Origin of the sequence: Streptomyces turgidiscabies Car8 (assembly GCF_000331005.1) — a bacterium.
In the GTDB taxonomy this organism is placed as follows: Bacteria; Actinomycetota; Actinomycetes; order Streptomycetales; family Streptomycetaceae; genus Streptomyces; species Streptomyces turgidiscabies.
Genome location: NZ_AEJB01000272.1, coordinates 59082 through 70470 on the forward strand (window position 1 = coordinate 59082; position 11389 = coordinate 70470).

Genomic DNA, 11389 nt, shown 5'->3' on the forward strand with positions numbered 1-11389 from the left:
GTTCGTCCTCTGTTGTCCTGGTTGGGGTGGCCCGCGTGCCGGGTGGTTGGCGGGATCCGCGCGGTGTTGATCGCCGAGGTCAGGCGGGGGTGTCGTCGTCGGCGAACAGGCTGGGCTGCGGTTCGGTGTTGCCGCGGGCTTCCCACTGGCGCCGGTATCGCTCGACTTCGCCGGCGCACTCCTGCCGGGCGTGGAATACGGCGGAGTTTTCGGGGAGGTCGGGCCGCCACAGGTTCGGGCCGGGGAAGCGGTGCGCGTCCTGCCTGTGGGTGACGTACTCGCCGCAGCCCAGGCAGTGCCCGGCCGGGATGTCCATGAGCGCCTCGTTGCGGGCCGCGATCCGGTCGGCTTCCCGTTCGGCTTCCTGGTGGCGGCAGGGCGGGAGTTCACCGCAGGCGACGCACACCGAGTAGTGCTCGGGCAGGACGTCCCAGGAGTGGCCGCCGGGTGCGATGAGGTGGACCGGATCGGCCTTGGGGTCGGCGACGGGTACGAGCTGGATGGCGAAGGGCCGTTCACGCCAGGTGGCGCGCTCCGGTTTGTCGCCGCGCTTCCAGCGCTCCCACAGCGTGACCTCGTCGGCGAACCGCATCTCGTGCTTGTCGCCCCACAGGTCGTCGGGCCGTTCGTCGACGGAGACGACGCGGTGGGGTGCTCGTTCCCAGACGACGAGGACGCCGGGGGCGAGCTGGACGTAGTCGGCGAGGATCTGCTTGTCGTCGATGCGCCGTTGCTGGCGGCGCATGGCGGATGAGGCTTCGCCGGCCCAGTTGATGGTGGCGCGGGGCGGGTGGACGCCTCCGTGTTTGGTGGGCTGGCCTACGTACCAGCGGGTCATCGGGTGGCCTTTCGTGCGTCGGGTCCGGTGGGGTGGGCGTGGGCGGTGGTCTAGTCCTGCGCGGGTCGGCTGAGGTGCTTGCGGGCGCGGGCGATGGCGGCTTGCTCGTGGAGCTGGGCGGTGAGGTTCCGGTCGAACAGGTTCTGGTTCGCGGTCGGCTCGGGCGGGATGGCGCGTCCGGGGACGGTCTGCCATCCGCACGTCCAGGTGGCCCGGCAGTTGGGGCAGCGGTAGGCGGCGATGAACCCTTCGGCTCCGTCGCGGAGCGCGGATTCGGGGAAGACGTCGTAGGTGGGGCAGTTCTCGCAGGCGTCTGCGTAGAGCGGGTTGTGGTCGGTCACCAGATGGCTCCTGTCTCGGAGTTGCCGGAGAGGTCGGCGTCGATGGGGCGGTAGGAGATCCACGGCCATTTCTCGCCCTGCTTGAGGAAGCGGGGCCAGTTGCGTTCGTCGCGCATTCCGCGCCAGGGCAGGAAGCGCCGGCCGCGGGCGCCGTCGCCGTCTTCGGCGGATTTCTCGTCTTCGACGGGGCGTAGGCCGAAGCCGAATTCGGGCCAGCGCATCCACAGGGAGGAGCCGACGGGGCGCAGGGTGCGGTGTTGTCCGAAGCCGTTGTGGTGGGGTGCGTGGGCTTCCATGAAGACGGCGCAGCCTGCGGTGGCGCGGGCTTCGTCGAGGACGACGGAGACTTTGCGGGCGTGCTCTTCGCTGTTGGGGTCGCCTGCGTGGAGCCGGTAGATCGGGCCGATGATCAGCAGGTCGGGTTTGAAGTCTTCGACGCGGCGCATCACCCAAGACCGGTCTTGCGGGCGGGTGAGGTCGAGGCCTTCGGGTCGGCAGCGGATGTGGAACTGGCCGCGGCGGATGGGCTGGTCAAGGCTTTCGGCGGCGGCGAGCAGGGGCCGGTATTTGCGGCGGGAGGCAGATTCGCCGTTCTCGCAGTCGAGGGTGAGGACCTTGATCGGGTCGATGGTCTTCCAGGTTTCGAACGGGTGGATGCCTGCGGCGAGGGTGATGGCGATCTGCCGCAGCAGGACGGACTTCCCGCCGCCTTCGCCCGCAGTGAGGATGAGGCGGTCCATGCGTTCGAGGAGGCCGGGGACGATCCAGTCGTAGGTGTCTTCGTGCTGGACGAAGTCGAGGATGTCCTCGGTGGGCATGTCGTCTTCGTCGGCGGTGCGGTCGCGGAGTTCGCGGCTCATGGCGACGGCGCGTTCGATGAGTTCGCTGGTTTCGCCGTCGGGGCTGTAGCCCATCTGGACGAGGCGGGTGCCGAGTTCGATGAGCGCGCGGCGTAGGCCGCGGTCCTGGACGATGTCGGCGTAGTACTCGCCGTTGGCGGCGGTGGGTACGGTTTGGACGAGTTCGAACAGGTAGGGCTGGCCGCCGACCTTGGCGAGTTCGCCGCGGTCGGCGAGGTATTTGCCGAGGACGATCTGGTCGATGGGCTGGCCGGCGAGGAACATGCTGGCGATGGCCCGGTAGATCGTGCGGTGTTGGGGTTCCCAGAAGGCTTCCTCGGCGACGGCGGCGAGGACTTCGGCGCATGCCCGCTTGGACATGATGCAGGCGCCGAGGGCGGACTGTTCGGCGGCGACGTCCTTGGGGGGCGTGCGTCCGAATGGTCCGGGTTCCTCGTACTGGTCGGTCACTAGAAGATGCCTTTCTCGGCGTAGTACTCGTAGCTGGTCTTGGGCTTGGCGCGGCGGACGATGTCGGCGGGCATGACGAACTTGGTGGTCTCGCGGTAGTGGGCGCGTAGTGCGTCGCGGGCGGCCGTGAGGGGGATGTCGTCGAGGACCATCTGCCAGGCGCGGACGTCGGATTCGCCGATGGTGCGTCGGTCGATTCCGGCGGCGATGGCGAGGAGTTCGGCGGTTTCGGCGAGGGTCACGCGGGCTCCTGGCTGGCGTTGGGTCCGGCGTCCAGGGCCCGCCGTTCTTCCTCGCGGAACTTCGCAGCGAGGGCGAGTCCAGCCGCGACTCGCTGGTCTGCGGTGGAGCCGCGCATCTGCACGACGTTGTCGACTGGCTGGCGGATCTCGGAGAAGGCGAACTGGAGGGTGCCGGGGCTAACGGGCTTCGAGAGGGAGCCGAGTCGTTCGAGGGCTCGCCATAGCTCGTTGGAGTCGGTGCCGTTGGCGAGGGTGTCGGCGATGACCTTGCGTACCTGGCGCCGGTTGTAGGCGTTGCCGGTGCGGTAGCGGTCGAGGAAGGCGTCGGTCATGCGGTCGGGGATGTGCCTCTCGCCCGTCTGCGTGACGGCGGGTTCGGCTGACCGATCACCGGGGGGGTAGGGGGGGTCCTCTTCCCTTCCCTTCCCTTCCCTTCCCTTCCCTTCCGTCAGTGAATGGTTCAGTGAATAAATGTCGCCGTCGGTAGCCGTAGAGGGCCCTGAAATCCACGGAGCGTCAGATTCCTTCACTGAATCATTCAGTGAATCGTTCATCACGGATTGGTGACTGTTCACTGAACGGCTCAGTGCGTCGCTCACGGACTCGTCGATTCCGGCGAGGCTCCGGGGCGGGAAGAACTCCTCACCGTCCGGCGAGTCGCGGCGGCTCTTGTTGCATGCCTGGTGTGTGGCCCGGAGGTTGGACGGGTGGTCGGAGCCGCCGGCCGCCTGCGGCGTGATGTGGTCGATCGACAGGTTGTGCGCGTCGTTCACCACGGGCAGGCGCGGGATGTCCAGTCCGCACAGCTGGCAGACCCAGCCGTCCCGGCGGGCGTACATCTCGCGCACTCTGTAGTTCTGGAGAGAGGGCGGCGGGAGCTTGCTCTTCTGCGGCCGGTTGATCCGCTGGTGCTTGCGGAAGTTGACGACCACGGCCATCTGCTGGCGGGCGACGCCGCCGATGAACGGGAAGACGAGACCGGCCTCCGCGAGCATGCCCATGAGGGTCTCGACGTCCTTCAGGTTCAGGTCGTCGTCGTACATGAAGGTCTGAGCCTTGATGTACGCAGGTGTCCAGCGCAGCAGCCCCTCGTCGTCGGCCATGTTGAAGGTCGAGATGAAGAGGAGGCGCGCATCCCGGGGCAGGAGTCCGACGACCTCGTCTTCCCAAAACTCCGGCTTGACGGTGCGGATGCGTGGCATTCAGGTTCCTTAAGTTCGTGCTGGTCAGGGCATGTCGGGATAGCGCCCCTTTCAGGGCGGGTCGGGATCTTGCCTGACTTGACCATCATAGCTAAGAAAGCGAACTCGCGGTGTTGTGGGATGTAGCGAATCCGCTACTCTGTCGATATGGCGACCACCCGCACCGAGCACAGGGCGAAGATCGCCGAGGCGCGGAACGTCCTCGGCGAGGTGATCTCGCGCGCCCGCTACGCCGACGAGCCGACGATCCTGGTCAACCGGGGCAAGGAAGCGGCGGTGATCGTCAGTCACCCCTTCTACGAACAAGCCCTCGCCGACCGGGCGTTCATCGAGCGGCTGCGCGGCATGGCCTCGCTGCCCGTAGAGGTCTCGCCCGAGGAGCGGCCGGCCCTGCTGCAACGCGCGCGCATCGTCTACGAGGCGCTGGAGTCCGCAGAGCGCGACGTCAACGCCGCCCGCACCATCGCCGAGTCCTGACACCCTTCTCTCCTCCCTGCCCCGCACCGTCCGTGCGGGGCGTCGTGCTGCTCGGCTGTGGTTCAGCGGTTCATGAGCCGCAGCCACCGCTGCGGTGTGCGGTCCCGGAACAGGACGACCGGGTCGACGACCGTCACGACCCGCGCCGACGCGCACGACCAGGACAGGCCGGGCGTCGCACAGTCCGGATCGGGTTCCAGCTCCCCGTCGGGCTTGACCTCGTAGAGGGCGCCGTCGGGGTAGAACGCCGCGTACGAGCGGCCCACGTCGCGGCCGGCCGTCACGTACACGACGTCGCGGCGTTGCGCGTGCGGGGCGTTGTCGGCGGCGGTGACCCACTGCGACACGGTGCGGTCGGTGCCGGTGGTGTCGGGCGGCAGGATGAGGGCGCCGGGCTTGAGGCCGGGGATGCCGCCGTGGAAGTAGCGGGCCATCAGCCGGCGCTCCTCTGCGACAGCCGGTGCAGGTCCGCCGCATCACCCAGGAGCGCGCACACCGACTCGGTGAACAGGTCGGGCCCGGCTTCCAGCGCCGCCCGGAAGAGGGCCGGGGTCATGTCCTTGTCGTCGTTGGCGTAGGCGATAAGGAAGCGGACGGCGAACGTCTTCGCCGGGTCGGCGTCCAGGCCGCCGGGCTTCAGCTCCTCGATCATCCACATGTCGCCCGCGGCGAGGTTCGGTTTGTCGCCGAGCACCTTGACCATGGCGCGCTTGGCGATCTCGGCGAAGCCGCAGCAGGCCGAGTACATGTCGAACGGGTCGCCGCTGGTGCCGATCTCGTCGAGGGCGTCGGCGGTCCGGTCTGTGTCTTTGAGGAGGGCGAAGGAGAGGGCGTCCATGGTGAGGCGGGCGAGCTGGTCGCGTTCCATCAGGCACCCGCCTTCGGGATGCCGCCACCACGTCCGCGCAGCGTGACTTTCGCCAGCAGGAGGAGCGCCCTCGCGCCCCCGTACGAGCGCCCCATCTGCTGTGCGACGGAGCGGATCGTGGCGCCCTGCGCGTACAGGGCGGCGGCTTGTTGTGCGGCGGCGGTGCGGGCTTCGCCCTTGAGGTAGGTGGTCACGGTGTTGCCTTTCTGGCTGGTGGTGGGCCGGACCCGGGTCTCGCACCGAGGGGGAGGTAGCGCGAGACCCGGGCCCGGGTGGCGGTCGCGGCAGGGGGGATGCCGGAGCCGCCCGTCAGGTGGTCTCAGGCGCTGTCGTCGCGCTCGTCGTCGCTGAACGCGTACAGCCCGGACGCCGTACCGCGCGCGACCATGTGGCCCGCGCTCGTCATGGACGCCTCGGTCTTGCGGCCGGAGTACGAGAGGGTCGTCGCCGCACGGATTCCGATCCCTCCGGCCGCCTCGAAGGCGTCCTGGTCGGCGCCGAGGAACACGAACTTCCAGCCGTACTCGTCCTGCTGGCGGGTAATGAGCTTCTTCACCGCAGTCTTCGTGTACTCGTGGGAGGCGTTCTCGTGGCCGTCGGTGAGGATGACGACGATGACCTCTCCCGGCCGGTCAGCCTCTTCGGTGCCGTCGAGGTGTTCGCCGACCGCGGTGATGGTGCGGCCGACCGCATCGAGGAGGGCGGTCGCCCCGCGCGGCCGGAGCTTGAACGCGGGGACGTCGGCGAGGGGCTTGCGCTCGTACACGGCCTCGTACTGGTCGTCGAACTGGTAGAGGCTGACGGTGGTCTGGCCGGGCGCCTCGGTCTGGGCTTCGAGGAACGCGGCAAGTCCGCCCTCGGTGTCGGTCTTGACGGCCTGCATGCTGCCGGAGCGGTCGAGGATGACGGCGATGTGGCGCAGGTCTGGGTTGGTCACGGAGTTCTCCTGGATGGTTTCGGGTGGCTCAGCGGTCGATGCAGCCCGGATACGCGGACCCGCGGCGGCAGTTGTCGTACACGTACGACGGCACCTCGAACTCGTGGTCGCCGCCCTGCTTGTCGCGGGTGGTCAGCTCGTACTCCGTGTCGCAGGACTGGTGCGTGCGCCGCTTCTTGCCGGAGCCGGTCGTGGTGGTGTGGCAGTCGCGGTCCTTGTCCTTCGCGACGACCTGCCCGGCCGGGCCTTGCTCGTGGTCACTGCCGCAGCCGGCGAGCGCGGTGAGGGCGAGGGCCGCCGCTCCGAGGGCGGCCAGGGCGCGCCTCACGCGAGAATTCCGGCAGCGCGGGCGGCGCCCAGCCATCCGGCGAACTCGCCGGTGATGCCGTCGTACAGCTGGCCGTCGGTGACGGCGTGCGGGTTCGCGGCGTGGAAGAAGCTCGCGTTGTCGACCGCGCGGCCGGTCAGGTCGTCGAGCCTCTCCAGGAACTCGACACGCCCGCCGAACCCGACGAACGCCCAGAAAATCGGCAGCTTGGACGCCTCGCGCAGGGCACGTTCGACGGCCTTCCGGCTGTTGGGTTCACCGTCCGTCTGGAAAATCACCAAGCCGGGGTCGGTGGCGCCGGACTTCTGGTACTCGGCGATCGCCGCGTGCATGGCGGCGACGTAGTCCGTGCTGCCCCAGTGGACGCGCGGGTGGGTGGTGTCGACGAGCCCCGCATAGTTGTCGAGGCGGATGTCGTCGTACTGCTCGACGTACGAGCCGAAGAAGATGAGCGGCACGGCGCCGTCGTCGTCGAGGTTCACGGACAGGCCCAACGCCTGGCTGGCGAGGCGCTGGACGGCGCCGTTGCCGTAGTAGGGGGCCATGCTGCCGGAGTGGTCGAGGACGAGCTGGACGGCGGCGCGCTGCCCGTCGAGACCGTTCTTCTCCAGGGAGACGGCGGCAGTCTTGGCGAGGGAGACGAGGCCGGGGGCCTGGTGCTCGATCTTGGTGAAGTCGATGGTCATGGTGCTTTCCTTTCGGTCAGGGCGCCCGCCGAGGTCGGATCGGCGGGCGCTCGCTGGTCAGGTCAGGTGAGGGCTACGGCGAGGGCCGCAGCCGCGAGGCCGACGACCGTCGACCACAAAGGGCTCGCGCCCGCCGCCCAGGCGATGGCGTAGAAGGCGGCGCCGAAGATGAGGCCGGTCGTGAAGCGGCGGCCCCTCGCGCCGACACCTTCAGGTCGGCTTCCTCGGCCCGCTCCGTACGGTCCGCGACATGCGCCGGCCGCACACACCCGCGCAACTCGCACGTTCGCTTCACATCGCCCTCGGGCCAGTGGCCGCGGTCGAGATAGAAGGCGAGCCGGTTCGAGGTGGCCGCCACGCCCGTGAAGTGGACCGTCTTCGGGCCCGTCCACAACAGGTGCTCGCCGTGCTCCTGGGTGCAGTCCGCCCACACCTGCTTGAAGGTGCGGCCCGCGACCGGCGCGCGGGTCGGGGCGGTGCCGGTGAAGTCGTCGACGTTGATCTCACGTGCTGCCGCGTGGCGCTTCAGGCGGCGCCGTTCGTCCTCGGACAGGCCACCCCATACGCCCGCGTCCTGCCCGGTCTCCAGCGCCCATTGGAGGCACTGACCTTCCACCGGACAGCGACGGCAGACGGCCTTGGCCTCCTCGATGACGGCCAGCCAGATGCCGGTGCTGCCCAGCGGGAAGAACAGGTCTGGATCTTCCGTGCGGCAGGCGGCCGACTTGCGCCAGTCGGCGGCGGGCTCAGCGTCGGGGACCTGCCCCGTGTAGCCGCTCACGAGGCCACCGCCTGACGTTCGGCGCGCTTCTGCTCGACCTTGCATGCCTCGCAGTACGCCGTGCCGTCCGTCTCGTACCGGCCGTGCTCGGCCTGGTCGTGGCCGTGGCGGCAGAACGGCTTCCGCACCTGGCCGCCCATCACGTACCGCAGCTGCTCCCTGATCCGGATGCGGCCCGCCTCGTCGACGACATGGTCGGGGGCAACGCAGTGCTTCAGCCCGCAGTCGGCGATGGTGTAGCCCACCGCGTCGCGGCCGTGCTTGATACGGAAGGCGACGGCGGCCGGACTGTAGCTGGCCTCCTTGTAGCGCATGGTCGGGCTGCCGCTGGTCGACTGGCGTTCGCCGGTCCACTCCACGTGGCCGCCGTCGGCAGGCCGGGTGTGGCTGGCCCACTTCTCTTCCAGGGTGCGGGCCTGCTCGGCCGGGACGTACGGGATGCCGGCCTCGCCACGGATGCGGCGTACGGCCGCCCGGTCGACACCCAGCATGCGTGCGATGGCACTGCTGCTGTGCTCGGCGAGCAGTGCCCGGATCTCCGTGTCGCGCGGGTGGGTGCGCGGCTTGGGCTTGATGGTCGCCTTGCCGAACCGGCCGGCCTTGCGCATGGCGGAGATGGACTGGATTCCTGCGCCGGTGCGTCGCCGGATCTCCCGGTCGCTGTGGCCGTCCGCCAGGAGTTCGAGGATCTCCCGCGTCTTGGGGTGCGGCGGGCGCCGGTACGTCGACCGCGGGGCCGGTCCGATCCCGGTCTCTTTGCGGACGCGGGCGACGACCTTCGGTGGGGCGTTCAACTGCTCGGCGATGCGGCTGTTGTTGAGGCCCTCGGCGAGGAGTACCCGGATCTGCGGCTCCATCGGGTGGGGCTGCCGCTTGTACGGGCCGCGGGCGGCGCTCATCCAGCCACCCCCGCGAACAGGTCGAGCTGGACCGCCTCGGCCACGACGGTGGTCGACACCTCGGGCGCCTTCCGGTGGCAGCCGCACGTGCACCGCTGACGGCACGGCTTCCCGGACAGCCACACCCAGGCCAGGACGTTGCGACCGTGCATCAGCCGGAAGGTGTGCCGGTCCTCCGGCGTCCGATGGGCGTACGGCTCGGGGAACGTCGCCGGGAACAGGCGACTGTTCTGGATGACGGTCTCGTTGACGGGGAACTCGCCGAGCAGGCATGCCCCGTGGCGGCCGGCCTGGCAGGGCAGGGAGGGCGGGCGCTGGCAGGCGCAGTGCAGGAATGGTTCCTTCAGTTCCGTGTGCTTCCGCAGCCAGATGGGCGGCCACACGTTCTCGCGGACCCAGATGGCCTGGTCGGGGGTCATCGCGTGTTCACCGCCTCGTCGAGCGGCCACACGTGGATGACGCACCCGGGCACCGACAGCACGTCGTCGGCGTCGGTCTCCGCGTACCACTTCCCGAGCCGCACGTACTCGACGACCCGCGCGTCGTCCTTCCAGACGACCCCGGTCAGCGCATCCTCCGTGGATCGGACGAGCTTCGACAGGTCCGGCATCCCGGCCGGCCGAGTCGGGGCCGTCTCGCGCAGGAGGTGGGCGTTGCGGCCGGTGCGGTAGTGCCCCTTGGGTCGGTCGAAGGTGAACGTCATCGCGACGGCGAGCGGCCCGTCGAGGACAGTCCAGTCGGGCAGGGCTTCGACGATGGCGAGGGCGGCGTGCTTGACGTCCGTCCGCCACGGCTTCACCTTGGCCGACGACTCGACCATGATTCCGCGGCCGACGTGTCGCTTCGATCCTTGCGGTGCGGGCAGGCCGTGGACGGTGATGGTGATGGCGGGCTCAGCCACGCCTGTTGCGACGTCGGCGCAGATGATGGCGGCCGGGATGTCGCAGCCGAGCAGGATGGCGGTCACGCCTGGTCCCCCTTCTGGTGGTCGCGGGCGGCGTCGTAGAGCCGCTCCCGTCCGGCAGCCCACTGCGGGTCCGTCGCCGGGTCGAAGGGGCGAGACAGGTACAGCAGGTCCAGGTCGTCGGCGTCCTCGATCTGCTGCGGGGTCATCTGGCCGGGGCCCGGCTTGGCGCCGGCGGGGAGGTCGACCCAGTCCTCCGTGGTGAAGTCCCACGCCCGCGGAGGCTGCGGCTGCCTGGCGGGGGCGGGCCTGCCCGCGGCCCGGCACAGGGCGAACGCGAAGAACACGGCCACCAGGAATAGGACTGCGGCGATGAGCCCGCAGGCGGTGAGGGGGCTCACGGCGTCCATGTCCGGCCTCCCTGCGCCCGCTCCAGGGCGATCCTGTAGACGGGCTCCTGCTCCCGCTCCCACAGGCCCATCACGTCGTCGATGGGCGTGACGACCGTGTCGTGGTCGACGTCGGGCGGGCCGGCGTCACGGACCGGGGTGAGTGCCCAGCGAACCAGCAGGACAGCGCCGACGAACACGGCGGACAGGACGGCCACACCGGCCTGCATGCGGTCGGTCATGATGAGACCGCCTTGTCCTGCTTCGGGAGCTGGTTGGCGGGCTGCCACGACGCGCTGCTCAGGACCCCGCCGGGCGGCATGCCGAGCGCGTTGTCCAGCTCCTTCTGGAGGTGGTCGGCGCGCTTCTCCGCCCGCCGGGCCCTACCCCTCCACTCGCCGTCAGCGGCCTCACGGGCCGCGTCGTCGAGGCGCTGCTGGAGTTCGGCCACCTGGCTTTCGAGCTGCGCCGCGTACTCGGGGTCCGACTCGGTGAGCTCGCTGATACGGCGGCCGAGTTCGAGGTTGCGGTCGTGGACGCGCCGGTTCGTAGCGTCGGCTTCGGCGAGCTGGCGGAGGATCTGCTCCCGGTTGAAGCGGGCGGTGTCGCGGTCCTTGGCGAACTGGGTGCGCTCGCCCCGGATGCGCTCACGGTCAGCCTTGACCGCGTCCAGCTCTGCCTGAAGTTGCCGTTCGCGGCGGGTGGTGAAGGGCCACATGGTGGTTCTCCCTCGTCGTGGCTTGTGGTGTGCTTGGCCGGGGCTGTCGACTTGGGATTCTCGAGAAGAGGTGATGCTGCCCGATCAACCCAGGGCGAACGCTGCACGAACGGAAATCAGACCTGGATTCTGGTACGGGTACCAGTCAAAACTCGCCTGCGGCCACAGGGCGAACGTGGTTCCCGAGACGATGGGCGAGAAGACCGTGAGTACGGTGCAGAGCAGTAGTCCCCCCCAAACGGACCACGGGAGTCCTCGACGGTTGAAGCGACTCCAAAAGAAGGAGTAGATCAATGTAGGGAAGACGCACGAAGCCGAAACACTGATCGAGAAGGCGGCCAGGAATTCAATCGGATATCGGTGGATGACAGCGGCCAGCGACAGGCCCACCGCGCAGACGCTGACGGCGGCCACGCGCAGTGCCCGCACCTCTCCGGTTTCCGTGCGGGGGCGCTTGCCATGCGCGAAC

Annotated in this window: 19 protein-coding genes and 1 pseudogene; 1 reads left to right on the forward strand and 19 read right to left on the reverse strand. The window is 69.3% G+C overall.

Annotation, left to right across the window (positions count from 1 at the left end):
- Positions 1–79: 79 nt before the first annotated feature.
- From STRTUCAR8_RS17890 to STRTUCAR8_RS48310, 5 genes are read right to left on the reverse strand one after another with little or no spacing between them, the layout of a single operon-like run.
- Positions 80–838 carry a hypothetical protein gene (locus STRTUCAR8_RS17890; RefSeq protein WP_006377224.1) on the reverse strand — a complete coding sequence of 253 codons (759 nt, stop codon included), beginning with the start codon at positions 836–838 and terminating at the stop codon, positions 80–82.
- A gap of 50 nt (positions 839–888) precedes the next feature.
- Positions 889–1179, reverse strand: coding sequence for a hypothetical protein (locus STRTUCAR8_RS17895; protein WP_006377231.1), 291 nt, complete (start codon positions 1177–1179; stop codon positions 889–891).
- The gene (locus STRTUCAR8_RS17900; RefSeq protein WP_006377212.1) at positions 1176–2489 is read right to left on the reverse strand and encodes a DnaB-like helicase N-terminal domain-containing protein; all 1314 of its coding nucleotides are present in this window, start codon (positions 2487–2489) and stop codon (positions 1176–1178) included. The genes STRTUCAR8_RS17895 and STRTUCAR8_RS17900 overlap by 4 nt, the downstream gene beginning before the upstream one ends.
- Positions 2489–2731 (reverse strand): hypothetical protein, encoded by a 243-nt coding sequence (locus tag STRTUCAR8_RS17905; RefSeq protein ID WP_006377198.1) that lies wholly within the window; start codon positions 2729–2731, stop codon positions 2489–2491. Before STRTUCAR8_RS17905 ends, STRTUCAR8_RS17900 begins: the two co-directional genes overlap by 1 nt.
- On the reverse strand, positions 2728–3933 hold the full coding sequence (locus tag STRTUCAR8_RS48310; RefSeq protein WP_006377244.1) for an HNH endonuclease: 1206 nt from the start codon (positions 3931–3933) through the stop codon (positions 2728–2730). Before STRTUCAR8_RS48310 ends, STRTUCAR8_RS17905 begins: the two co-directional genes overlap by 4 nt.
- 147 nt (positions 3934–4080) lie before the next feature.
- Here STRTUCAR8_RS48310 and STRTUCAR8_RS17920 point away from each other — a divergent pair, with 147 nt between their 5' ends.
- The gene (locus STRTUCAR8_RS17920) at positions 4081–4410 is read left to right on the forward strand and encodes a type II toxin-antitoxin system prevent-host-death family antitoxin (RefSeq protein WP_006377147.1); all 330 of its coding nucleotides are present in this window, start codon (positions 4081–4083) and stop codon (positions 4408–4410) included.
- A gap of 62 nt (positions 4411–4472) precedes the next feature.
- On the opposite strand, the gene STRTUCAR8_RS17925 is transcribed toward STRTUCAR8_RS17920, so the two are convergent.
- From STRTUCAR8_RS17925 to STRTUCAR8_RS49835, 14 genes and pseudogenes are all read right to left on the reverse strand, one after another.
- On the reverse strand, positions 4473–4844 hold the full coding sequence (locus tag STRTUCAR8_RS17925; protein ID WP_006377161.1) for a hypothetical protein: 372 nt from the start codon (positions 4842–4844) through the stop codon (positions 4473–4475).
- Entirely contained in the window at positions 4844–5278 is a 435-nt protein-coding gene (locus STRTUCAR8_RS17930; protein ID WP_006377166.1) for a hypothetical protein, read from the reverse strand. The genes STRTUCAR8_RS17925 and STRTUCAR8_RS17930 overlap by 1 nt, the downstream gene beginning before the upstream one ends.
- On the reverse strand, positions 5278–5472 hold the full coding sequence (locus tag STRTUCAR8_RS17935) for a helix-turn-helix domain-containing protein (RefSeq protein WP_006377217.1): 195 nt from the start codon (positions 5470–5472) through the stop codon (positions 5278–5280). Before STRTUCAR8_RS17935 ends, STRTUCAR8_RS17930 begins: the two co-directional genes overlap by 1 nt.
- Positions 5473–5597: 125 nt before the next feature.
- On the reverse strand, positions 5598–6215 hold the full coding sequence (locus STRTUCAR8_RS17940) for a vWA domain-containing protein (RefSeq protein WP_006377246.1): 618 nt from the start codon (positions 6213–6215) through the stop codon (positions 5598–5600).
- A gap of 28 nt (positions 6216–6243) precedes the next feature.
- Positions 6244–6543, reverse strand: a complete 300-nt coding sequence (locus STRTUCAR8_RS17945; protein ID WP_006377208.1) for a hypothetical protein — start codon at positions 6541–6543, stop codon at positions 6244–6246.
- Positions 6540–7229, reverse strand: coding sequence for a VWA domain-containing protein (locus STRTUCAR8_RS17950; RefSeq protein ID WP_006377185.1), 690 nt, complete (start codon positions 7227–7229; stop codon positions 6540–6542). Before STRTUCAR8_RS17950 ends, STRTUCAR8_RS17945 begins: the two co-directional genes overlap by 4 nt.
- 511 nt (positions 7230–7740) lie before the next feature.
- Positions 7741–8010, reverse strand: a pseudogene (locus tag STRTUCAR8_RS54245) (WhiB family transcriptional regulator); the annotation flags it as partial.
- On the reverse strand, positions 8007–8909 hold the full coding sequence (locus STRTUCAR8_RS54250) for a hypothetical protein (protein WP_006377152.1): 903 nt from the start codon (positions 8907–8909) through the stop codon (positions 8007–8009). The pseudogene STRTUCAR8_RS54245 and the gene STRTUCAR8_RS54250, both read right to left, overlap by 4 nt.
- Complete coding sequence (locus STRTUCAR8_RS17965; RefSeq protein WP_006377144.1) at positions 8906–9328, reverse strand: hypothetical protein; 423 nt, start codon at positions 9326–9328, stop codon at positions 8906–8908. The genes STRTUCAR8_RS54250 and STRTUCAR8_RS17965 overlap by 4 nt, the downstream gene beginning before the upstream one ends.
- A complete protein-coding gene (locus STRTUCAR8_RS17970; RefSeq protein ID WP_006377178.1) occupies positions 9325–9876 on the reverse strand; it encodes a RusA family crossover junction endodeoxyribonuclease in 552 nt (183 codons plus the stop codon). Before STRTUCAR8_RS17970 ends, STRTUCAR8_RS17965 begins: the two co-directional genes overlap by 4 nt.
- Complete coding sequence (locus tag STRTUCAR8_RS17975) at positions 9873–10223, reverse strand: hypothetical protein (RefSeq protein ID WP_006377226.1); 351 nt, start codon at positions 10221–10223, stop codon at positions 9873–9875. The genes STRTUCAR8_RS17970 and STRTUCAR8_RS17975 overlap by 4 nt, the downstream gene beginning before the upstream one ends.
- Positions 10211–10444, reverse strand: a complete 234-nt coding sequence (locus STRTUCAR8_RS17980) for a hypothetical protein (RefSeq protein WP_044472388.1) — start codon at positions 10442–10444, stop codon at positions 10211–10213. Before STRTUCAR8_RS17980 ends, STRTUCAR8_RS17975 begins: the two co-directional genes overlap by 13 nt.
- Entirely contained in the window at positions 10441–10920 is a 480-nt protein-coding gene (locus tag STRTUCAR8_RS17985; RefSeq protein WP_006377159.1) for a hypothetical protein, read from the reverse strand. Before STRTUCAR8_RS17985 ends, STRTUCAR8_RS17980 begins: the two co-directional genes overlap by 4 nt.
- A gap of 84 nt (positions 10921–11004) precedes the next feature.
- Positions 11005–11389, reverse strand: a 385-nt coding sequence (locus STRTUCAR8_RS49835) for a sodium:solute symporter family transporter (RefSeq protein ID WP_422125685.1), incomplete at its 5' end; no start/stop codon positions are given.